General features: G+C 56.8%; 15 protein-coding genes. 13 read left to right on the top strand and 2 right to left on the bottom strand.

Annotated elements, in window-relative coordinates; genetic code table 11:
* Positions 1 to 14: 14 nt before the first annotated feature.
* Positions 15 to 1,175: a methyl-accepting chemotaxis protein gene (locus MKY96_RS20370; RefSeq protein ID WP_340942766.1), complete on the top strand. Its 1,161-nt coding sequence runs from the start codon at positions 15 to 17 to the stop codon at positions 1,173 to 1,175.
* A gap of 514 nt (positions 1,176 to 1,689) precedes the next feature.
* Here MKY96_RS20370 and MKY96_RS20365 read toward each other — a convergent pair.
* Positions 1,690 to 3,678: a beta-galactosidase gene (locus MKY96_RS20365; RefSeq protein ID WP_340942764.1), complete on the bottom strand. Its 1,989-nt coding sequence runs from the start codon at positions 3,676 to 3,678 to the stop codon at positions 1,690 to 1,692.
* A gap of 515 nt (positions 3,679 to 4,193) precedes the next feature.
* On the opposite strand from MKY96_RS20365, the gene MKY96_RS20360 reads away from it, so the two are divergent.
* The 12 genes from MKY96_RS20360 to MKY96_RS20305 all read left to right on the top strand — a co-directional run bounded on the left by MKY96_RS20360 (position 4,194) and on the right by MKY96_RS20305 (position 21,979).
* Positions 4,194 to 5,165 (top strand): ABC transporter permease, encoded by a 972-nt coding sequence (locus tag MKY96_RS20360; protein WP_340942761.1) that lies wholly within the window; start codon positions 4,194 to 4,196, stop codon positions 5,163 to 5,165.
* A 16-nt stretch (positions 5,166 to 5,181) separates the two neighbouring features.
* Positions 5,182 to 6,066 carry a carbohydrate ABC transporter permease gene (locus MKY96_RS20355; RefSeq protein WP_036722627.1) on the top strand — a complete coding sequence of 295 codons (885 nt, stop codon included), beginning with the start codon at positions 5,182 to 5,184 and terminating at the stop codon, positions 6,064 to 6,066.
* Positions 6,067 to 6,102: 36 nt separating this feature from the next.
* Positions 6,103 to 7,710 carry an extracellular solute-binding protein gene (locus tag MKY96_RS20350; protein ID WP_340944665.1) on the top strand — a complete coding sequence of 536 codons (1,608 nt, stop codon included), beginning with the start codon at positions 6,103 to 6,105 and terminating at the stop codon, positions 7,708 to 7,710.
* A 90-nt stretch (positions 7,711 to 7,800) separates the two neighbouring features.
* On the top strand, positions 7,801 to 10,167 hold the full coding sequence (locus MKY96_RS20345; protein WP_340944663.1) for an AraC family transcriptional regulator: 2,367 nt from the start codon (positions 7,801 to 7,803) through the stop codon (positions 10,165 to 10,167).
* Positions 10,168 to 10,285: 118 nt separating this feature from the next.
* Positions 10,286 to 13,117, top strand: coding sequence for an exo-rhamnogalacturonan lyase family protein (locus tag MKY96_RS20340; RefSeq protein ID WP_340942759.1), 2,832 nt, complete (start codon positions 10,286 to 10,288; stop codon positions 13,115 to 13,117).
* Positions 13,114 to 13,809, top strand: coding sequence for a DUF1961 family protein (locus tag MKY96_RS20335; protein ID WP_340942757.1), 696 nt, complete (start codon positions 13,114 to 13,116; stop codon positions 13,807 to 13,809). Before MKY96_RS20340 ends, MKY96_RS20335 begins: the two co-directional genes overlap by 4 nt.
* Before the next feature lie 99 nt (positions 13,810 to 13,908).
* Positions 13,909 to 14,709, top strand: a complete 801-nt coding sequence (locus MKY96_RS20330; RefSeq protein WP_340942754.1) for a polysaccharide deacetylase family protein — start codon at positions 13,909 to 13,911, stop codon at positions 14,707 to 14,709.
* 43 nt (positions 14,710 to 14,752) lie between these two features.
* On the top strand, positions 14,753 to 16,018 hold the full coding sequence (locus MKY96_RS20325; protein WP_340944662.1) for a hypothetical protein: 1,266 nt from the start codon (positions 14,753 to 14,755) through the stop codon (positions 16,016 to 16,018).
* A complete protein-coding gene (locus MKY96_RS20320; protein ID WP_340942752.1) occupies positions 16,018 to 18,576 on the top strand; it encodes a glycoside hydrolase family 88/105 protein in 2,559 nt (852 codons plus the stop codon). The genes MKY96_RS20325 and MKY96_RS20320 overlap by 1 nt, the downstream gene beginning before the upstream one ends.
* Positions 18,577 to 19,193: 617 nt before the next feature.
* Positions 19,194 to 20,516 carry an IS4 family transposase gene (locus MKY96_RS20315; RefSeq protein ID WP_076086935.1) on the top strand — a complete coding sequence of 441 codons (1,323 nt, stop codon included), beginning with the start codon at positions 19,194 to 19,196 and terminating at the stop codon, positions 20,514 to 20,516.
* A gap of 297 nt (positions 20,517 to 20,813) precedes the next feature.
* The gene (locus tag MKY96_RS20310; protein WP_340942750.1) at positions 20,814 to 21,110 is read left to right on the top strand and encodes a transposase; all 297 of its coding nucleotides are present in this window, start codon (positions 20,814 to 20,816) and stop codon (positions 21,108 to 21,110) included.
* Positions 21,107 to 21,979: an IS3 family transposase gene (locus MKY96_RS20305; RefSeq protein ID WP_340944661.1), complete on the top strand. Its 873-nt coding sequence runs from the start codon at positions 21,107 to 21,109 to the stop codon at positions 21,977 to 21,979. Before MKY96_RS20310 ends, MKY96_RS20305 begins: the two co-directional genes overlap by 4 nt.
* A gap of 144 nt (positions 21,980 to 22,123) precedes the next feature.
* On the opposite strand, the gene MKY96_RS20300 is transcribed toward MKY96_RS20305, so the two are convergent.
* A complete protein-coding gene (locus MKY96_RS20300) occupies positions 22,124 to 22,303 on the bottom strand; it encodes a hypothetical protein (RefSeq protein WP_340942748.1) in 180 nt (59 codons plus the stop codon).
* Positions 22,304 to 22,398: the final 95 nt, after the last annotated feature.

Genomic DNA, 22,398 nt, shown 5'->3' with positions numbered 1-22,398 from the left:
AGAGTTGAAATCGGATGGAGTGGTTAAGCAAACTGCGCACAGCTTGGGGGAGAAACACTTCTGCTGCAGGCGTTCAAAGTTACGGTAATACAAGCGGGGCGGCGGAGAGGGGCAGGGCAGAGCGTGTGATCGCAGCTAAGGATACAGTCGCATCAACAGAAACGGTTATAGTAGAGGGAAAAGTCGCAGCAGAGGAAACGGGTGCTAGCGCACCTGTACCTCACAGCGGTAAAGATAGCGTAGAACCGTCTGCACACGCTTCAGGCACGGCGTCTTACGGCGAACATGCTTATGCCCTGGCGGAGCAGATCCGCCTTGAGACTGGAGCTATCCTGAAGGAAGAGGCCCGACTGGTGGAGGACTTCGAGGCCTTACGGGCAGGCGGCGGGGAGATGATCGGCCAAATCGCCGGGACTCAGCAGCTCCTGGAGCATTTGAAGACCAACAACGGACAGACTGAAGATCTGATTAATGAAATGTATGGCAGCTTGTCCTACTCCTCCAACAAGATCGAATTTGCCAAGGAAGCCAATATCCAGATCTCTGCGGAAATGCAGAAGGCCTCGGAGGTATTTACTGAGTTCGTTGCTTTGAATGAGGATCTGCGGGAGCATTTCCACAGCATTGAGCAGCTGGCCAAGATCATCACGGATATTGCCGAGCAGACCAATCTGCTCTCGCTGAATGCGGCGATTGAGGCGGCGCGGGCTGGTGAGCATGGACGCGGCTTCGCTGTCGTCTCCACAGAGATCCGTAAGCTTGCCGACGGTACCCGCAGCCATGTGAAGGAGATTATGGGTTCACTCTCAGGAATGACCCGCGTCATGGAGCAGATTCACAGCAAGTCCGGGGATGGAACGCTCGCGATGAACGAGACCACGGCGAAGATCGGTGAGTCCACCGTATATATGAATGAAATCATAGTCGCGGAGGAGCAGGTCTTCGAGCATCTGGAGAAAATCCAGGAGTCCCAGGAGAGCAGCATGGAGGATGTGGAGCGGATCAACAGCGACCTGCTGCGCATTCTGGAGAAATCGGGCCAGGACACAGACCAGTTCCGTAAGCTGGTTCTTACCGTCCAGAAGAAGGCAGACCATTACCAGCAGCTGCTGAATCATCTGCACCAGATCGGGCTGCTCCAGCAGGCGGAAGAAGCAGAGAAGACTGTCGTATAAGCAGATATGGTAAAAGTAAAACACCCGGCGGCGGGAGATGCTGCCGGGTGTTTTTGTGTGCAATGCACGCTTGGCGTGCGCAGGTAAACAAAGATCACGCGGGCCGGTGCAGCTCTGTCTGCAAAAGGAGCCGATCCAGCGTATGCCACGCCCCGCCGGTAATCCGGTGCCGCTGAGAGCTTACCAACCTCCGGTTATGGTGCGTGCAGTAATACTTTATTGCACTTTGTACAACTAAAGCGTCTGATGTATCACCAATCATCGGTTTAGTTGTATTTCGTACATTTAATTCGCCCTCTGTACCTAGGTTCTCACCTATTCGTGAAGATTTAGCTGTACAGAATACAGTTAGAAGAGCAATAACGTTCTTTTTGCTGTTTTTAATTGTACAGACTACAATTATCCGCGATTGCCCGCCTCGGATGAAAACTTATACTTTGCTCCAAGAGTGATGGGACGAATTCAATGCATAAGCTCCGATGCTTTGCGCCGCTAATGAGCCCCCCAGTCAGGCCTACAGGGCAATCAGCCTGTATTCATAAGCGCCAATGGACAGTGGACCGGCGGGTATGGCTGCGCCGGTCAACACATCCTGCCCGCTGCGCGGCAGGGTGACGCTGCCGCCCAGCCCGTCCATGTTGACGAGCGTCCACAGGTCTCCGGCAGTGCCGCGTCTGGGGCAGACGATGGTGCCCGGGGTGACATCACTGCGCCGGGTGACCCCGGCGCGGGAGGCGTAATACTCAATCAGCGCGCACAGCTGCTTGTCGCCCTCGCCGCCTGCGGGTAGCGAGCCGAGCATGACGATGGCTCCCCGGCCATAGGGCTGCTCGGTCACGTAGGCCCGGCCCGGCGTCCGGCCTTCGGTAATGACGCCGACCGCGGAAGCTCCTCCCGGCAGCGGCTCGAAGACCGCGCTCCATAGCGACAGCGGCGCGGAGTGGCCGAAGGCCTCCCCGATGCTGCCGGTCCCTTCCATGGGGTAGACGAAGGTGGTCTTCACTCCGGCGTAGCGTTCCAGTTCCCCCAGCGCCGCATCTGTATGCAGCGTATGCTCCGCCGTGCGGCCTCCGCTAAGCGGGCCGGCGATCCAGATGCCGCCGGCTTCAGCGAAGGCTAGTGCCTTCTCCATGTATTCCGGTGACAGATAATGGACAAAAGGCGTGAACAGCAGCTTATAACCACTTAAATTGCCGCCTTCCGGCAGCAGGTCACGGTGAATCCCCAGATCGAGAATCCGTCTGTAAAAGTCCCCCAGCAGGGAACGGTAGTTCAGCTGCCGGTGCGGCTCCGTGGCCAGGAACGCCTTGGCCCGGTCCGAATAAGTAATCGCCACCTCGGCCTTGAGCGGCCGGGTATTCAGCATGTGCGGCTCGATCCGCAGCCTGGCGGCGGAAGCTGCGCGCACATTGTCATAGCCGAGCGCAGGCTGGCCCCAGGCGCTGATAATCGAGCTGTGCGTCTGCTCGCTGCCCGTGCGCTGCTGCCGCCACAGCCAATAGCAGAACGCTCCTGCCCCCAGCGCGTAGGCGGCCACGGCTTCGGCGGTGAGATAGCCGTCCGGGTGCGGATCGCCGTAGCTCGTGAGCGAAGCGGCATAGGCCGGGCCGGTCTCCATCAGCCAGAAATCCCGCCCGGGCTTGAACCCGCGCCATAGGTCACAATTCAACAGATAAGCGTGCCTGTTCGCCTGAGAGGCGTAGGTGTCGAACGAAGCGAAATCAAGCTCCCAGAACAGCTGCTCATTGTCCAGATGAAAAGGGACATTGCTGTTGTGCGTGATCGGAGCCGCCGAATAGCGGCGGATGATCGCCGCCTGTTCCCCTGCGAATTCCGCAACCTTCTCCATCTGGAACAACCGGTACTGGGTGACGAGCGATGAATTATGCAGGAAAGGCGTAGCCACCGGCTGCGGCACCTGATCGAAACGCTGGTAGGTGTGGCTCCACACGCCGGTTCCCCACGCTACATTCAGCTCGCCGATGCTACCGTAACGGTGCTCCAGCCACTCATGCCACAGGGAGCGGCAGGACGCGCACATGCATTCCGCCACATGCGCCTTCAGCTCATTGTCGAGCTGCCAGGCGACTAGGCCGGGGAGCGGCCCCAGCACCCGGGCCAGCTCTTCCGTGATCAGCGCAGCACGCTGCCGGAAATAAGGGTTATTCGTGCAGACATGCTGTCTGGACCCGTGGCTCATGACCGCGCCGTCTGCCCGGATGTGCAGACGCTCCGGGTGCCCGTGGGTCAGCCAGACCGGCGGGGTCGCGGTCGGCGTACACATGACCGTATCGATTCCGTAATCATGCAACTTAAGGATATGCTCAGCGAACGGCCTGACATCGATGGAGTCTTCCTCCGGCTCCAGCAGCGACCAGATGAACTCGCCCATACGTACCAGATTAATGCCTGTCTCCTGCATGAGCCGAAGATCCTGCTGCCGCTCAGCCTCCCCCCATAGCTCCGGGTACCACGCGGCACCGTAATATAGCTTTTGCTTCATTTTTTTAACCTCCTTGAAAAAGCCCGCACGGGCTCTGTATGATCTTATCTTTCTATTCCCCATCCCTAAGCTATATAGTTTGAACTTGAAAACATAAATTTTGGGAAAAGTGGCGGAGGGGAATTTTGGAGCTGTAGGAGCGGTAGCGTCCGCCTGAGAGCTTTCCGCAGGAAAGCTCGCTTCGGAAGCATCAGCAGTCACCGGATTTCTACCGCGAATAGCGGTTTGATTAAGAGAAATCTGCAGACAACAGCGGCCGGAAGCCCAAAACTTCTCTGGAGTCACGGCTATCCCATACTGAGTACTTACAAGGTTCAATTTATATAGTGTCTGCCCCCCACATGCAATAGTAAAGTTTTGCCGGTTTTGGACTTTATTGCGGAAGCGGCGCTGAAGCCATACAAGGCGCTGTCCAAAAAGTCCGATTGCCGGAAAAACACCCGCCTACCATAATAGAAAGCGCAACCAAAGCAGTGCAGTGCGAAGGCTGCTTATCCATACGGAGGTGAATGTAAATGAAGCAAGGAGCGGCAATGGAGGCAGCAGAGATCAGCGCGGGTACAAGCTTCCGCCGCAGCAGGCGCGAGCAGCGCTTCAGACGTCTGAAGCGGGACAAATGGCTCTATATTCTGCTCAGCCCCGGACTCCTGTATTTCCTGCTGTTCAAATATGTGCCGATGTGGGGAGTGCTGCTCGCCTTTAAGGATTATCAGCCATTTCTGGGCTTCTGGAAGAGCGGCTGGGTCGGCTTGGAGCATTTCCGCACGTTTTTTCAGAACCCTGATTTCTTCATGCTGCTGCGCAATACGCTGGTGCTGTCGCTGTATAACCTGGTTTTCTTTTTCCCGGCACCGATTATCCTGGCCCTGCTGCTGAATGAGATCCGGCTGTCCTTCTACAAAAGGACGATTCAGACGCTGATCTACGTGCCCCACTTCATCTCCATGGTCATCGTCGCCAGTATCTCCTACGTGTTCCTTACGACACAGGGCGGTGCGGTCAACGAATTCCTGTTCGCGGTCACCGGGCGCAAAATTGATTTCCTCGCCAGTCCCGACTGGTTCCGCCCGATGATTATTCTGCAGACCATTTGGAAGGAATGCGGCTGGGGGACGATTATCTTCCTTGCTGCCCTGGCCGGTGTCGATGTGGAGCAATATGAAGCAGCCGTGGTGGACGGGGCCAGCCGCTGGCGCCAGACCTGGCATATTACACTGCCCGCGATCCGCAGCACGATTGTCATTCTGCTCATTCTGCGGATGGGCACGATTCTGGATAACGGCTTCGAGCAGATCTATCTGATGATGAATGCGCTGAACCGTGAGGTGGCTGAGGTCTTCGATACCTATGTGTATGCGCTGGGGATTACCCAGGGAGCGTTCAGCTACAGCACCGCCGTCGGCTTGTTCAAATCGGTCATCGGGGTCGTGCTGGTGCTCGGCACCAACTGGCTCGCCAAGAAGTCAGGCGAATCCGGATTATATTGAAAAGGAGGCCAAGAGTATGGCTAAACGTTACCGCAGCGCCGGAGAAATCACCTTTGACGTTTTTAATTACGTGGTGCTGGGCATCATCGGGATCGCGGCCATCCTGCCGTTCCTGTTTGTAGTCGCCGGTTCCTTCGCCACCGAGGCGGAAATTACGAAGCGCGCTGTCTTTTTGATTCCGACGACGATCTCGCTGGACGCTTACCGGTTTATTTTCTCCACAGATACCATTGTCCGCAGCATCGGGGTCTCACTGTACGTGACGGTGATCGGTACGGCAGTTAATTTGTTCTTCACGGTTACCATGGCCTACCCGATGGCGAAGCGGTACCTGATGGGCCGCAATCTGATCCTCAATCTGGTCATCTTCACCATGCTGTTCGGGGGCGGGATGATTCCCACCTATCTGGTGATCCGCGAGCTGCATCTGCTCGATACGCTGAATGCCCTGATTCTTCCGGGGGCGATCAGCGCCTTCAACCTGATTATTGTCAAAAACTTCTTCCAGGAGCTTCCGGCTGAGATGGAGGAGGCGGCCCGCATTGACGGCTGTACGGAGCTGGGGCTGCTGTGGCGGATTGTGCTGCCGCTGTCGAAGCCTGTGCTGGCGACGTTCACGCTCTTTTATGCGGTCGGACACTGGAATAACTTCTTCTCGGCGCTGCTCTACATTAATGATCCGTCCAAGTGGCCGCTGCAGGTGATGCTGCGCCAGATCGTCATGCTGTCCCAGTCGGCAGCGGGGGATCTCAGCTCCATGGACCCGAATTTCGTGCAGCCGCCGGAGCAGTCAATCAAAATGGCCGTCATCGTGGTCGGCACCCTGCCGATTATGTGCGTCTATCCGTTTCTGCAGAAGCATTTTGCCAAAGGGGTGATGCTGGGTTCAGTCAAAGGGTAACCGGTTAGTCAACATATAAAGGGAGGCCAAGTGATGATGAAGATGAAGCGGAGCAGAGGTTCAAGGTCTGGGAAAAAAGGGTTGTTCATGCTGCTGGCTATGATTATGATTCTAAGTGTATTGTCCGGCTGCGGCGGGAATGGGGAGAATACGGGTGCGGGGCAGAAGGAGTCTGCTGCTGACAGCGGGAAGGCGGACGCTACTACCAAGGCGGAGAAGCCGCTTGAGCTGACGCTGATGCTGCCGATTTTCAAAACCAATTATCCGAAGGACGGCAGTCCGGTCGCCGCCAAGCTGGAGGAGCTGACGAACACCAAGATTCATTTCGAATGGGTGCCGAATGCGTCCTATGCCGACAAATTCAACATTACGCTGGCTTCCGGCAAGCTGCCTGATATTATGTATGTAGGTGATGTGAAGGCCTCCAGCTTCGTGAATGCAGCGAGATCCGGCGCGTTCTGGGAGGTGGGTCCGTATCTCAAGGATTATCCGAATCTCAGCGGGGCGAAGGAGGTCATTCTGAATAACTCGGCCATCGACGGCAAGAATTACGGAATCTACAGAGGCCGGGCGCTGGGACGTAACGGCGTGGTGTTCCGCAAGGACTGGATGGAGAAGGTAGGGCTCGCGGAACCGAAGACCGTAGATGATTTCTATAATATGCTAAAAGCGTTCAAGGAGCAGGACCCGGACGGCAACGGCCAGGCGGATACGTACGGTATGGTGCTGGTCAAGTGGACCGGCCAGTGGGCCAGCGGCTTCGATACGATGAAGCTGTGGTTCGGTTCTCCGAACAAGTGGGGCGTTCAGGAAGGGAAGCTCGTGCCTGAGCATGAATATCCCGGTTATTTGGAAGCGCTTAAATTCATGAAAAAGCTGTACGATGAGCAGCTGATCAACGCGGACTTTGCGGTAATGGACAGCTCCAAATGGAATGATCCGGTCGTCAACAACAAGGCCGGCGTCATTGTCGATGTGGTCGATAACGCGGCCCGGCTGGATGACAAGATTCATGCCGCCCTCCAAAAGGAAGGCAAAGATGAGCCGGAACGCCATTATATGGATGTCATCGGCGGTGTGACTGGAGCAGACGGCGCGCTGCACACCCTCCCGACCTCGGGCTTCTCCGGCATGCTGGCCATTCCGAAGTCTTCGGTCAAAACCGAGGAGGAGCTGAAGCAGGTCCTGGCCTTCCTGGACCGGCTGAATGATGAGGATCTGCAGACGATGCTGAACTATGGTATTGAAGGCGTGCATTACAAGCTGGTGGACGGATATATCGAACGCTCCAGCGATACCGTTCTGCTGGAATCGGAAGTGGAAGGCCTGAACCAGATGCTGCCGTTCATCCCTGAGGACAAGGCGAAGCAGGTGAAGCAGACGCCGCTGCGGCTGAAGCAGACCGAGGTGCAGAAGACGAATGAAACGACAATTGTGACCAATCCGGCGGAAGCGCTGATCTCGGCAGTCTATACGCAAAAAGGCTCACAGCTGGATAACGTAATCAACGATGCACGTATCAAATTCATTGTCGGCCAGATGGATGAGGCCGGGTTGAAGTCCGCTTTTGAGGTATGGCGGAAGACCGGCGGAGATGAGCTGGTGAAGGAAATGAATGAATTGTACGCCTCAGCGGGCAAGTAAAATCCGGTCCTGCTCCAGTCTCCGGCCGGTCAGTGCCCGCTGCGGCTGCATAGCTGCAACTCTAAACTAAGGATTCGGCTGGTGAATGCAATGGAGAATGAAGGGGCAGGAGCACGGAACAGATATACGCGAGGCCGGGCGGGACGCAAGGGCCGTTATTACCGCCATAATCTCATTATTGTGCTGATCGTCTCGTCCATTCCCGGGCTGATCATCGGGCTGCTGGTCTATTTTATGGCCGGGGGCAATCTTGAGAAGGAGCTGCTCCGGATGCATAACCGGCAGATTGAGCAGCGGGCGGACAACATTAATGATCAATTGTCCAATCTGGAGCTGATGCTGGCCCACTGGGCCTTCGATCCGAAGTTCGACTATGGGCTGAGCAACATGGATTTCATCCGCAATCATGAGCGGGCCTGGGATATTACGAAGACGCTGGTAGTCATGCAGGGCTCGAATTCCATGGTGCGGCAGGTTGAGCTGTATCTGGCCGGTAATCAGCCGGTGCGCTTCGGCACGGAGTACGGGACACTGGCTGCGGAGGAGGAAGCGCTGTACTCGAAGCTGCTGAAGCAGGATCGGAGCACGTACTGGACGGAATGGGCTTTTGATCCGGTGAACCCGGAGCAGAAGGAGCTGACGCTGGTGCACCATATCCCCGGCGGCAGCCGGGAGCCCTTCGGGGCGCTGCTGCTGCGGATGGATACAGAGAAGGTATCCGCGATGCTGCGGACCATGACCCCATACAACACGGGGGAGGTGTTCATGGAGCAGAAATCCGGCGGACTGTTCATCTCGGGGAGCGGGATGGATGCGCCCGCGCCGCTGGTTACGGCGCTGCGGACTGCGATTACAGCCAAAGGCAGCCAGGATAGCGGATCATTTCTGTATGACTGGAATGGGGTTACTTATGCGGTGACCTATGGTGACTTCTCGCGGATTGCCAGTGAATGGCGGTATGTGTCGGCTTCGCCGATCTCCAGCGTAACCTCTCCAGTGGTCTGGCTGTCCCGGATGATTATCCTGGTCAGCCTGTGCGCCTTGCTGCTGGCGGCGGTCTTGTCCTGGATTGCTTCCCGCAGAATCTATTCGCCGGTCCGCCGCCTGCTTCAGACGCTGCTCCCTGAGCATGCGGCCTCCGGGGACCGGGTGGATGAGCTGACGCTGATCGAGCGGCACTGGCAGAACCTGCACGGACAGCAGTACGCCCTCCAGTACACGCTCTTGGAGCAGCTTCCGCATGTGCAGCAGAGCTTCCTGCACCAGCTGTTCCAGGGGTATCTGTATGCCTATTCCGAACAGGATCTCCAGAGCCGGATGAAGCAGTATAAGTGGGAAGTGGAGAACTGTACGTTCGTGGTGCTGTATATCCAGCTGACCGGCATCTCCAGCCTGGAGGCCAAGTTCCGCAGCGGCGACGAGAGTCTGGTGTCGTTCGCGGCCGTCAATATTACCTTGGAGCTTGCCCGTGAGCATTTCGGCCGGGCGGAGACGGTCAATCTGCATGACCTTACCTCCGGTGTGCTGCTGATGGAACCGGGAAGCGGCCCCGATCCGGCCCGCGTAGGCGCCTTCGGTGAAGAGCTGGCGGCTACCTTGAGCCGGATGCTTAAGCTTCAGGCCACGGTGGCGTACAGTGCAGGGATCGGGAGCATCTCCGCGATTCCGCGGTCGTTCGAGGCGGCGAAGCAGGCGGCCAGCCACAGCAGGTACGGGGGCGGGAACCAGATCATCAGCCTGGAGCAGCTGGAGCGGGAGGGGCAGGGTACTCCCTTGCCGCAGTATTCCTTCGCGCTGGAGCGCGGGCTGATTCAGGCGCTGCGGACCGGAGAAGCAGAGGAGGCGGACCGGCTGCTGGAGGAATTCCTGGAGACGCTCTCCGCAGGCGGCGCGAAGGTGATCGACGTACAGCAGGGGATGCTGCATCTGCTCGGTGCGATCCTTCATGCAGTGCTGGAGGCCGGGATGGCCCAGAGCCAGCTACTGCGCGGCAGGAATCTGTATGCCAGTCTCTCGCAGATTCATGAGCCGGGCCTGATTCTCTCCTGGTTCCGTACGCAGGTCATCGCCCCCTTCCTGAAGGAGCTGTGTGAACGATCGGACGCCGGAATAAGACGGACGATTGATCAGGCGATGCTGTACATTCAGCAGCATTATATGGACAATATCTCGCTGGATAGCTGTGCAGATGTTACAGGCACCAGCCCTTTTCTGCTCAGCAAGTCGTTCAAGCGGGTCACCGGGCAGAATTTCATCGATTATCTGACGGAGCTTCGGCTCGCCAAGGCGAAGGAGCTGCTGAGGGACACGGATCTGAAGATGAACGATGTTGCCTTGCAGGTCGGCTATCAGCAGAGCTATTTCAACCGGATTTTCAAAAAACAGGAGAACATCACGCCGACACGTTACCGTGAACTGAGCCGACAGGAGGGGGATAAGGAGAACGGGACCCGGTAAGCGGGAACCAGGTGAGAATGCCAGCGGCTCACTTCCCGTGATCCCCCTGTCCGCAGGCCTCCTGCTCCGGGAACGGTTCATTCGTCCGGGTGATGTCTCATAAAGGAGATGACAGAAGATGACCTCTTTATCCTCGGCCCTGCCGGTCCAGTTACGGTGGCTGAACCCGCCTGCTGCGGCTGCGGGGGTGACCTGGGGAGTTCCCTGGTCCAAGGGCGATCTGAAGCGCGGAGAATTGGCTGCGCTATGTCTTGGCGGCGGGGCTGACGATGGCTGCCGTCTGCCGCTGCAGAGCCGCCCGGCGGCGTATTGGCCGGACGGCAGCATCAAATGGTCCCTGCATTCTGCCGTATGCCCTGAAGGGAGTACGGCAGAATATAGGCTGGAACGCTCTGCCGGACAGAGCGTTATGCCCGCAGCCTTCCAGGTATCCGTGGAAGAGACGGAGGAGGCTTATATCGTCGATACCGGCAGCATTCATTGCACCGTGGTCAAGCGTGGTCCAGGTGTGATCTCCCGGATTATCCGCCGGGATACGGCGGAATCCGGGGGACCGGACGAAGATCATGGATATTATGGAGCTGTGGAGGCGGGGGTAGGATCAGGCTCGGGTAAGCTTGTGTGCAGCGGTAGCGAATTGGTCTGTCTCCGCGAGCAGCGGGACATCCTCAGCGGGGAGCTGACGCTGCGGCAGGAGCGGTTCACCGGAGTAACGCTGAAGTCCAGCCTGGAAGAGCGGGGACCGGTGCGTGCCGTGATCCGGCTGGACGGGCGGCATAGAAGCACAAGGGGAGCCAGGGAATGGCTTCCTTATACTTTGCGGCTCTATTTCTATGCCGGGCTTGCGTCCATCCGGCTGGTGCATACCTTCCATTATGACGGCAACCCGCAGCAGGATTTCATCAAGGGACTGGGCCTGCTGTTCAAGGTGCCGCTCAGCGGTCCGCTGTATAACCGCCATGTCCGGCTGGCGGGCAGCGGGGGAATCTTCAGCGAATCCCCCAAGACGCTCCAGACCCGCAGAACCCGGGGCAAATATGCCGATAGGTTCGCCGCGCAGCTTGAGGGGCAGAGCCAGGAATTTGATCCTGTGGAGGATGCCTATTTCACCAGCCTGCTCCAGGACTCGGCAGTATGGGATGACTTCCGGCTGGTGCAGGATTCGTCTGAGCATTATGCCGTGCATAAGCGGACCGGACCGGACTGCACCTGGATTAAAGGGGCGGAAGGCCGGAGGGCCGGAGGACTGGGTTATATCGGCTGTGACGGCGGAGGACTGGCTGCCGGAGTGAAGGATTTCTGGCAGAAGCATCCGTCCGGGCTGGAGATCAGCGGCACCTCCGGCGCGGAAGCGGCGTTAACTGTCTGGTTCTGGACGCCGGAGGCTCCGGCCATGGACCTTCGCCATTATGATACGAAGACGCATGTCGAATCCTCCTATGAAGGCGCGGAGGAGCTGCGGGCAACCCCTTACGGCATCGCCAATACGAACGAGCTGACCTTGTGGTGTACCTTGCGGACGCCGGATTCCGGGCAGCTCCGGCAGATGCAGCGGCAGGCGGATGAACCGCCGCTGCTGGTCTGTGAACCCGAATATTATCACCGCAACCGGGCGTTTGGACTCTGGAGCCTGCCGGACCGGAGCACCCCGGCCAAGGCGTACCTGGAGGACCGGCTGGACGGGATTATCAGCTTTTACCAGAAGGAAATTGAGCAGCGGAAGTGGTACGGCCTGTGGGATTATGGCGACTTCATGCACAGCTATGATCCGGTCCGCCATGTCTGGAATTATGATCTGGGCGGCTGTGCGTGGCAGAACGCCGAACTGGTGCCGAATATGTGGCTGTGGGTGAGCTTCCTGCGGACCGGACGCGCAGATATTTACCGGATGGCTGAAGCGATGGCCCGGCACACGAGCGAGGTGGATGTATATCATTTCGGGGAATATGCGGGTCTTGGCTCCCGGCATAATGTCGTGCATTGGGGCTGCGGCTGCAAGGAAGCGCGGATTGCTATGGCGGGTCTGCACCGCTACTACTATTATCTGACCGGTGATGAGCGGACCGGCGACATCATGGACAGTGTGAAGGATGCGGATTATTCCACGGTGACGCTGGACCCGATGAGGGCTTATTTTCCGAAGGACGAATTCAAGACGCATGTGCGGGTGGGACCGGACTGGGCCGCGTTCAGCTCCAATTGGATGACCCGCTGGGAACGTTATGAGGATACGGCCTACCGCGACAAAATCCTAACCGGCATCGACTGCATCAAAGCAGCCAATCTGCGGCTGATCTCCGGTCCAACCTATGGATACGATCCCGCAACGGGCATTCTCAGCCCAATGGGCGATGACAACTGGGGACGGCACCTGGCGATCTGCATGGGTGGTCCGCAGGTGTGGTTCGAGCTGGCGATGATGCTGGAGGACCCGGAGTGGGAGGACATGCTTGCTGAGTTCGGTGTCTTCTATAACTTGCCGGAGGAAGAGCAGCTGCTTAGATCCGGAGGTGCGATTACAGGCAAGCTGCGCTTCGAGCATCCGGTGCTGAGTGTGGCTATTGCCGCCTACGGCGCTTGGGTCAAGGATGACCGGGCTACGGCGGAACGCTGCTGGAGCATTCTGCTTGAGAACCCGTTCGGCATCGTCAATCTTCAAGCGGAGCTGAAGCAGGTGACTTATACGGAAGCGCTGAATGAGATCGACTGGATGAATACGAATGAAGCCTCGCAGTGGTCGCTGAATACGATCATTGCACTGGAGCTGATTGCCGAAGCTCTGCCTGCAAGGGAAGAAGGTTCCGGGGGAGAAGCCGGAGCCGCTGGAGCTAGAGCTAGTGCAGGAACTGGTGATAAAGCGGATGCAGGAACTGATCCCGTAGCTGGGGGTATTGCACAGGCAGGAGCTAGTGACGGTGCAGGTCGCGGGAAGGGAGCGGATGTCCGATGACGGTGCAGCAGGACTTAGCGATGATTCCGGAAGGCTGGCGCAAGATCTACCGCAATACGCTGGAAGGACCCGTACAGGTGGAAGGCTTCCGTATGGAAGGCGAGGGTGCGTTTACTTTTCCGCAGGGACGGCTGCGGTTGGAGAGCACCCGGAGTGCTGAGGAAGGGCAGAAGGCGAATGTGGTCTTTTGGTGCCCGGAGATCTTCCCCGCCGAGGTTGCCGTATCCTGGAGGTTCCGCCCGCTGCGCGAGCCGGGGCTGGCCATTCTGTTCTTCGCGGCAGCCGGTGTCGGGGGCAAGGATCTGTTCGACCCGTCCCTGCCGGTCCGCACGGGCGAATATGACCAGTACCATCATGGGGAGATGGATGCCTATCATATCTCTTATTTTCGCCGGATGTGGGAGGAGGAGCGGGCTTTTCACACCTGTAATCTGCGCAAAAGCTACGGCTTCCACCTGGTCGCCCAAGGGGCTGATCCGCTCCCGGATACCGCCGATATGACCGCGGCCTACCGGATGCTGGTGGTGAAGCGGGGGGCTGCTGTGACTTTTGCTATCAATGAATTGCCGGTGCTGCACTGGTTGGATGACGGCTCGTCCATTGGTCCACTGCTGGGCGGAGGCCGGATCGGCTTCCGGCAAATGGCACCGCTGATAGCGGAATATAGCGATCTGACCGTATATGCTCCTTGAAGCATGGAGAGGTGGCTGGAGTCACGGCTATCCTATAACAGAAAATATACAAGTAGAATTTATATAGGTACGGACGATTACGAAGGAGGCTTAACTGCAATGCCGGGAGTGTATTACTGCTACCCGCAAGGCCGTCATAAGGCGCTGACCATGAGCTATGATGACGGGCGGCGCGCGGATGAACGTCTGGTCAGCCTGTTCAACCAGCATGGAATCAAGGGCAGCTTTCATTTGAATTCGGGGCTGCTTGGCGAAGGGGATCGCATCAGGGCAGATGAGATTGCGGCTCTCTATCACGGACATGAGGTCAGCGTACATACGCGGAGTCATCCGACGCTGGCGCGTTGCCCGCAGGAGTCAGTCGTGGAGGAGATTATGGAGGACCGCAGGGTGCTGGAAGGGCTGGTCCGCCAGCCTGTGCGCGGCATGTCTTACCCGAACGGCTCGTATACGCAGGAGATCAAGGCGCTGCTGCCGCATCTGGGCATTGAGTATGCCCGCACAGTGCAGTCTACCGGGGGGTTCGCCCTCCCGGAGGACTGGCTGGAGTGGCAGGCGACCTGTCATCATAACCGGGAGCTGCTTGCTCTTGGGGAGGCTTTTGTGGGGCTGCATAAGCGGCAGTATCTGTACTTGATGTATGTGTGGGGGCATAGCTACGAGTTCGACAATGACAACAACTGGGAGCTGATGGAGCGCTTCTGCGCCATGGCGGGCGGACGCGGGGACATCTGGTATGCGACCAATCTGGAGCTGGTGCATTACATGAAGGCTTGCCGGGGGCTGCTGTTCTCGGCGGCAAGGGACTTTGTCTATAATCCGGGAGCGTCTGCTGTATGGCTGGAGGTTGGCGGTACGGTAGTCGAGGTGCCCGGGGGACAGACTGTGGATTTGGGCTGATACAGAACAGGGATAGAGTGAAGGAGGATGTATGGTGAATCATATGGATCATAGTCAAAAGCTGCATCGGCTGGCCGGGTTGGATATCTCTGCCGCCGGTCCAAGATGTAAAATGCTGCTCGGCGATCTGGACGGGGACGGCCGGGCTGAGCTGCTGCTGGTGCAGCCGGATAACCGCCAGGATGTCCGTTATATTCCGCACCAGGTACAGTGTCTGACGGCTTACAATCTGGATGGCCGTCTGTTGTGGCAGACGGGAACGCCGGACCCGGGCGCAGGCAGCCAAGGCTCCGATTATCCGGCGCAGATTACCGATATCGATGGTGACGGGGCGCTGGAGGTGCTGTGTGTGATGAAGGACCAGCTGCATATTCTGGAGGGGGCGACAGGCAAGGTCAAAGCGGTTCACCCGCTGCCGGCGAAGGAGGCTCATGACTGCATCATTATTGCCAACCTGTCAGGCGGGGATTATCCTTCCGACATCATTCTCAAAGACCGCTACCATCAGCTGTGGGCGCTGGATCGGGACTTCCGGCTGCTCTGGACCCATCAGGGCAATGTGGGGCACTATCCTTGGGTGTACGATCTGGACGGTGACGGGCGCGATGAGGTGATGGCCGGATATGATCTGCTGGATGCGGACGGAAATAAGCTGTGGAGCTGCCATGATCTGGACGATCATGCCGACTGCCTGTGGGTCGGTGATGTGAACGGGGACGGGGTACCGGAGCTGGTCATCGGCGGCAGTGTGACGGTGATGTACGACCGCAACGGGCACGAGCTGTGGCGGTACAAAGGCTCTGTCGAGTCGCAGCATCTGGCGCTCGGGCGGTTTCGCCCGGACCTGCCCGGCCTGCAGATTGCCGGTCTTGACCGTATGGTCCGCGAGGATGACGGCAAGGGTCTGCGGGGCAAGGATGCCATGTTCCTGCTGGACTGCTCCGGCCGCGAGCTGTGGAAGGAAGAGCGTACCACTGACGGCTGGCTGACCATTGTCGAAGCCGTCAGCCGATTCTGGCCGGGTGCACCCGACTATATTCTGGCGTACCGCCGGGGCGAAGCGGTGCTTCCCGCACTCTATGACGGCCATATGAATATCGTAGCCGAATTCGCCGAGCAGGGCTACGCCGTGCACGGGGATCTGCTGGGCAGTGGAAGTGAGCAGGTCATTATTTATACGGATGAGCTGGCCGCTGTCTATGCCGGTGAAGCGCTCCCGCTGCAAGCGGCACACCCCGGGCAACAGCTGCCCCAGCCCAAACGGCTGTACAGCTCCACCCTGTACCCCGGCGGTGAGGTGACGTTGTGATGGGGGGCGGGGAAGGGAAAGCAGTGGTGAGCGCAGAGGAAGGACATGGGGTGATAGGTGATGCGGTGCAGGATGGTACTTTGGGGGGGCACGCCGTGAAGGGTGCTGCTATACAGGATAGTGCCTTGGGAGGGGATGCGGTGAAGGGTGATGCCGGGCAGGCCAATGTTCCCGTCTACTTTCATCCGCGTCATTCCATCGTCCGCACAGCCGGAGAGCATACGGAAGCGATGCTTGCCATCATAGCGAACCGCTATATCGGTGCAAATCCGCCGCAGCCTCCGGTCTACCGCGTTCATCTGGAGAACAGCTTCCCGCGCCTGTCGGATTGCCGGTATGAGATGAATCTGAAAGAACGGCTGCCTGAGCTGCGGGACGGGGAATTTGTCTATGCCTGGGGGAAGCTGTGGAGCGATACGGACAGCGAAATACCGCTCGCGCTCAGCTGCTTCGGTCCGGTGACAGTCTATGTTGGCGGCGTTGCCGTTTTCGCTTCCAATCTGAACGATGATGTGTTCCCGGACCGCAAGGTGTTCTTTCGTACCGGGCTGAAGGCAGGCTGGAATCACTTCCTGCTGGAATGTACAGCTGTCGGCACCGGCTGCGGCGGGATTTTTGGCACCGGGAGCGTGAAGGGCGCGCCGCTGCATTTTCTGGCCCCGACTGCGGAGCGCAGCGGCTGTGAGGGCTGGATCTACAGCGCGCCGCAGCAGAGCAGATGGACGCTGCAGCCGGAGGGCGGCGGCGCTCCTGAGGGAGAGGCTGCGGCGCACCGCGCGGAGCCTTCGCAGCGCGGAAGTGTCCGCTGCGGCGAAGCCGCGGAGGCCGCCGAAGCTGAGCTGGCGGCCCGCTGTGCGTGGTATCCGGCGGCCGGATGGCCGGATGACAAGGCGCAGGGCGGCAACCTCGCGCGCGTGCTTGGCGCGGTGCCCGGCGCGGCGGCGCTGGCCTGGAGCCGGCTGGCGGTGACGGCGCCGGGCGGAGCGGACGCGCGGCTGCTTATCCGCAGCCGGGATGTAGCGGCACTCAAGGTCTATGTAGATGGCAGGCTTGCCGCCATCCAGCCCGAAGCGAGTGCCGGCCTTGAATGTGTGCTGCCGCTGGACTTCGGCAGCCATGACCTGCTGGTCGAGGCCGTGTGCGGCGGGCCCGGCTGGGGCTTCCGCCTGGAAGCGGCAGAGGCTGGGAACACATCAGAGGTACAGGTGGAAGCGGAGTGTAGCGCGGCTCTTGCGGAAGCTTCACCCTGCTGCTCTCCGCAGGGAACCTTGAATAAGGGAGCCGGTGCCAGTGGAGTCCACGGCACAGTGAAGCTGGTGGGTCCCTATCCGGTGGAAGGGCAGACCGGTCCATGGCTGTACCTTGGACCGTTTCTGCAATCGGTGGCACCGCTGCCTGCGGAAGCGGCTTCTATGGATGCTCCCTTCGGTGAAGGGGCGGAGGAATGCTTTTGGCGGGTGGACCGTCCTGGCGGGGCAGTCAGGCCATATCTGGAGAGTGCGCTGTACGGACGCTGGAATTATCCGCTCGGGGTAACTCTATATGGTCTGCTGCGTACCGGTCAGACTCTGGGCGATCCTCATTATTCCGCTTATGCCAGAGGACATATTGAGCAGTGTACCCGGCTACATGCGTATTCGCTCTGGGACCGCAGCCGCTATGGTGCTCCGGGTATTAACCAGCAGCTGGCGCTTATGGACTCTCTGGACGACTGCGGCTCCTTCGGTGCGGTGATGCTCGCCGCTCATGCCGAGCAGCCGCTGCATGGAGCGCCCGAAACAGCGGCGTATATCGCCCGGTATATTCAAAATACGCAGTCCCGAGATGAGGATGGGGCGCTCTACCGTACACGGGGCACCACCGATTTCATGCAGGGAACGATGTGGTGCGATGATCTGTATATGAGCACTCCGTTCCTGAGCCGGTATTATCTGTTGACGGGCGATCCCGCTTATCTGGATGATGCAGTGTCACAGTTTCTTCATTACCGTAATCGGCTGTTCCAGCCGGAGCTTGGCATAATGCATCATGTGTATGACTACAAATTCGGCAAGCCGAATGGAGTAGCCTGGGGCAGAGGCAACGGCTGGGTGCTGTTCTCGCTGACTGAGCTGCTGGAGGTACTGCCGGAGCAGCATCCGCAGCGGAAAGAACTGCTGGACTATTACCGGACGCTGTGCGAAGGATATATACGGCTGCAGGACGCCGCAGGATTATGGCATCAGGTTCTGACCGATCCCGGATCTTATGCGGAGGCATCGTGTTCTTCGATGTTCGTATATGCCTTTGCGCGCGGTGTGCGCAGAGGTTGGCTGACAGAGCCGTATCCATATGCCGATGCAGCGCTGCGCGGCTGGATGGCGCTGGCCGAATACTGCATCGACCATCAGGGGAATGTCTACGGCGTCTGCCGGGGATCGGGCTATTCCTTTAACAAACTATATTACAAGGAACAGCTCACCTGGCAGCTCAACGATACTCACGGAATCGGCATTGTGCTGCTGGCCGGTATTGAAGCGCTTGAGCTCACACGGGAGCTGGAGGCGCAGCGTATATAAGAGTTGTATTGTGGAATTGCTGCCGAAAAGAGTAATTTGTCAATCAGAGTCAATCAGAGGCTATGAAAGGGAAAAATCCCATTGATTCAGCTGAAAGTGGATGATAAGCCGAAATGAAAGGGATAAATCCCATTAATGCGGCTAAAAGTGGATGATAAGCTGAAATGAAAGGGAAAAATCCCATTGATTCAGCTAAAAGTGGATGATCAGTCAAAATGAAAGGGAAAAATCCCATTGATTCAGCTGAAAATGGGCGGTGAACGAAAATGAGAGGGATAAATCCCTCTGAGCCGTCAGAATGAAGAGCATTAGTGCACCTGAATTCGCCGAAAGCGGGCGGACAGCGTAAATGAAGAGCAGAAGTGCCCCTGAATTCGTAAATAGTTGGCTGAGCGAACGAATGAGGTGCATTAGTGCACTTGAATTAGCCGAAAGTGGGCGTGGAGAGCGAATGAGGTGCATTAGTGCCAATGTCATTAAGTTAAGATATAGAGCCAAAAACAAGAAAAAGGCAGGTTATCGAAAAGATAGCCTGCTCTTTTTTTGCACAAAAAAATCTTGACAATCCGTAGAAAACGTGTGGCGAAGCCCCTTGAAAAAACGAGGAGGTTACGCCAATGAATGCTTATGCAAATTCGCTGAAAGACAGACTGACATCTCTCATCCGTGAGATGGCGGCTGCCCCCGCGCCTTACGTCAGAAACCCGGGAAAGGATTTTACCCGAACGAAAAAACTACCCTTTGAAATGGTTATGCAAACCCTGATCTTTATGGGCGGCAACAGCCTCTATAAGGAACTGTTGGAATCGCAGGGCTATGACGTTAACACCGCAACTTCTTCTGCTTTTGTTCAGCAAAGAAATAAAATTTTGCCGTCTGCGGTCGAATCTTTGTTTCACACCTTTACCGCGTCCCATACGGAATTCAAGGATTATCGAGGCTATCGATTATTGGCCATTGACGGTTCCGATCTGCATATTGCAACAGATCCTGCGGACCCGTTGACCTATTCTCAAAGTCAGCCCCACTCGAAAGGCTTTAACCTTCTGCACTTGAACGCTGCTTATGACCTCTGTAACCGGCTTTACGTGGACGCCATCCTTCAACCTCGAAAGCTGCGCAACGAAGGAAGGGCGCTGTCCACGATGGTGGATCGGTCCCCTATTCAGGGGAACGTCATTGTGTTGGCGGATCGAGGATTGGAAAGCTACAATACGTTCGCGCATCTGGAACGGAAAGGATGGAAGTACGTCATACGGGTCAAGGATTTGCATTCGAATGGCATTCTTTCGGGCTTGCACTTGACCTTTGAAGGGGCGTTTGATCAGGAGATTCACCTGACGCTGACTAAAAAACGAACGAAAGCGTTCAGGGATCACCCCGAAATCTATAAAATTCTTCCGGCCACCTCTAGCTTTGATTTTCTGGACATGCAAAAGAACCTGTTTTACCCGATTTCCTTTCGGGTGGTTCGTTTCCTCCTGCCCAGTGGCGATTATGAAACCGTCATTACCAATCTACCGGCTGCTGAATTCTCACCGGATGAACTCCGGGAACTGTATCACCTGCGATGGGGGATTGAGACCTCTTTCCGGGCCTTAAAATACACCATCGGTCTGACCCATTTTCACGCAAAGAAGCAAGAGTCCATTACCCAAGAGATATTCGCAAGAATGATCCTCTACAATTTCGCTGAAATGATTACCTCGCACGTAGTCATTTCCCAAAAGGATAAACGGCACCTCTACCAAGTCAACTTCACGGTGGCCGTTCACGTCTGTAGACATTTCCTGCGCTCCAAGGGCGATGGACCCCCGCCTGATGTGGAAGCTTTGATTCGCAAAAATATTTTGCCGATTCGTCTCACCCGTCCTGGGCAAAGGAATACACGCAGAATACGTAGCAAATCCGCCATTAGCTTCGTCTACAGAGTAGCATAATTCGGTTCGCATGAACATTTTTTTAAGTGGATCTTCCATCCGCTTTGTTTGCTATGCGCTTTTTTCCTTCCTTACACCAAAAACAAACGGCATAGGACGTTTCCCCATACCGTTTTGGATTCTCTTTATTAATTCCAAACTTATCTTTGAACTTATCTTAATGACATTGGCATTAGTGCACCTGAATTCATTAAAAGCGGTCCTGGAGCGTAAATGAGGAGCACAACTGCTGTTAGTGTTAAACGTGGACACCCGTTAAGAGAATAGAGATAATAAGTTTAACGAGGAGGTGTCCCTATGAGTGGAACACGGAAAAGCTACAATGAAGAATACAAAAGACAGACCGTCAAGTACATCCAGGAGCAGACGAAATCGGTGGCGGAATTAGCCCTGGAGCTGGACATCCCCGCCAAAACCTTGCATCGCTGGCTGGGCCAGTACCGGCAGTTTCAGGATGAGCCCATCGTAACTCCGGATAAGTACAGAGAGCTGGAACGTCAACTGAAGGAGCGGGAGCAGCAACTCGCAGACCTGAATGAGGAGATGGCGATCCTAAAAAAAGCAGTGCACATCTTCAGCAACCCAAAGAACTGAGATTTCAGTTTATTGAAGATCATCGCTCCAAGTTCCCTGTGGAGAAGATGTGCCGCGTTGTTCAGGTGTCCCGGAGCGGTTATTACAAATGGAGAACAGCCAAGCCTAGCCCCCAAGCCACCCGAAAAGCGTTGCTGTTGAAACGGATCGCCTACCATTTTCATGACTCACAAGGCCGGTATGGCAGCCCCAAAATCAAGGTTCTCCTCCACCGTGAAGGGCACCGGGTCAGTGAACGCACCGTCGGCAAATATATGAAGGAACTCGGTCTGCGCTCTTGTGTCGCGAAACAGTTTCGTGTATGCACTACCGACTCCAACCATCCGTTCCCCACTGCCCCCAACTTGTTGAACCAGCAATTCCACACAGAACAGCCGAATCAGACGTGGGTGGCGGATATCACCTACATTCCCTGCCGGGAAGGCCGGATGTACCTGGCGAGCGTGCTGGACCTGTGTACCCGGGAGATTGTCGGCTGGCGGCTCAGCGACCGGATGACCACCGACCTCGTCCAAGGCGCCCTGGTCGCTGCCTACGAGGCGAAGCGCCCCGGGAAGGGCTTGATTCACCATTCGGATCGAGGCTCCCAGTATGCCTCTGCCGACTACCAGGAACGCCTCAAGACGTACCAGATGACCGTAAGCATGAGCCGCAAAGGGAACTGTTATGATAACGCCTGTATCGAGTCTTTTCACAGCCTCCTAAAGAAAGAGTTGGTGTACTGGAATCGATTTAAAACAAAGCAACAGGCCTACGATGCCATCTTCCAATACATTGAATTTTTCTACAACCGCAAACGAATCCATGGGGCGCTGGGTTACGTTTCTCCGGTTCAGTTTGCAGCCACATTTAAGCGGAAAATGACATAGTCGCTGTCTACTTTCTTGACAGGAGTCCACAACTACCCTTGAATCCTCCATAGGCACGCAAAAAAACCGCAGGCGGGAATTCGCTTCCTGCGGTTTTTTTGCGCGGAGTGCCTTACGGGTATGTAGCACAGGCAGGCTGTGCGGTTAATCCTTATCGATCAGCTCCAGCTTTTCAAGGATCTTAAGGGTGGTAACGGCGGACAATTGCACAGCTAGTTGAATGCTGGCCTGGCTGTTTCCACTCTGCTCCAAGGCAGCTTGGTTCTCGGCTAACACTTCTTCCGTCACCTGCTGGATCAGACTTTTAACGATCTCATTGTTCATAATAGGCTCCTCCTTCCGAATGTAAATACTCTCATTCTATATTTCGGCCGGACCCAGGATTTTACTTAGGGAGCAGGGAATGTTATCCGCTAATC

Origin of the sequence: Paenibacillus sp. FSL R7-0302 (assembly GCF_038006885.1) — a bacterium.
Taxonomy (GTDB): domain Bacteria; phylum Bacillota; class Bacilli; order Paenibacillales; family Paenibacillaceae; genus Paenibacillus_AQ.
This window is presented reverse-complemented; position numbering and strand designations above follow the sequence as displayed.

What these genes read in the sequence shown, in the direction of transcription:
- MKY96_RS20370 (WP_340942766.1), top strand. Translation starts at nt 15, where the DNA reads ATGGAGTGGTTAAGCAAACTGCGCACAGCTTGGGGGAGAAACACTTCT.
- MKY96_RS20365 (WP_340942764.1), bottom strand. Translation starts at nt 3,678, where the DNA reads ATGAAGCAAAAGCTATATTACGGTGCCGCGTGGTACCCGGAGCTATGG.
- MKY96_RS20360 (WP_340942761.1), top strand. Translation starts at nt 4,194, where the DNA reads ATGAAGCAAGGAGCGGCAATGGAGGCAGCAGAGATCAGCGCGGGTACA.
- MKY96_RS20355 (WP_036722627.1), top strand. Translation starts at nt 5,182, where the DNA reads ATGGCTAAACGTTACCGCAGCGCCGGAGAAATCACCTTTGACGTTTTT.
- MKY96_RS20350 (WP_340944665.1), top strand. Translation starts at nt 6,103, where the DNA reads ATGAAGATGAAGCGGAGCAGAGGTTCAAGGTCTGGGAAAAAAGGGTTG.
- MKY96_RS20345 (WP_340944663.1), top strand. Translation starts at nt 7,801, where the DNA reads ATGGAGAATGAAGGGGCAGGAGCACGGAACAGATATACGCGAGGCCGG.
- MKY96_RS20340 (WP_340942759.1), top strand. Translation starts at nt 10,286, where the DNA reads ATGACCTCTTTATCCTCGGCCCTGCCGGTCCAGTTACGGTGGCTGAAC.
- MKY96_RS20335 (WP_340942757.1), top strand. Translation starts at nt 13,114, where the DNA reads ATGACGGTGCAGCAGGACTTAGCGATGATTCCGGAAGGCTGGCGCAAG.
- MKY96_RS20330 (WP_340942754.1), top strand. Translation starts at nt 13,909, where the DNA reads ATGCCGGGAGTGTATTACTGCTACCCGCAAGGCCGTCATAAGGCGCTG.
- MKY96_RS20325 (WP_340944662.1), top strand. Translation starts at nt 14,753, where the DNA reads ATGGATCATAGTCAAAAGCTGCATCGGCTGGCCGGGTTGGATATCTCT.
- MKY96_RS20320 (WP_340942752.1), top strand. Translation starts at nt 16,018, where the DNA reads ATGGGGGGCGGGGAAGGGAAAGCAGTGGTGAGCGCAGAGGAAGGACAT.
- MKY96_RS20315 (WP_076086935.1), top strand. Translation starts at nt 19,194, where the DNA reads ATGAATGCTTATGCAAATTCGCTGAAAGACAGACTGACATCTCTCATC.
- MKY96_RS20310 (WP_340942750.1), top strand. Translation starts at nt 20,814, where the DNA reads ATGAGTGGAACACGGAAAAGCTACAATGAAGAATACAAAAGACAGACC.
- MKY96_RS20300 (WP_340942748.1), bottom strand. Translation starts at nt 22,303, where the DNA reads ATGAACAATGAGATCGTTAAAAGTCTGATCCAGCAGGTGACGGAAGAA.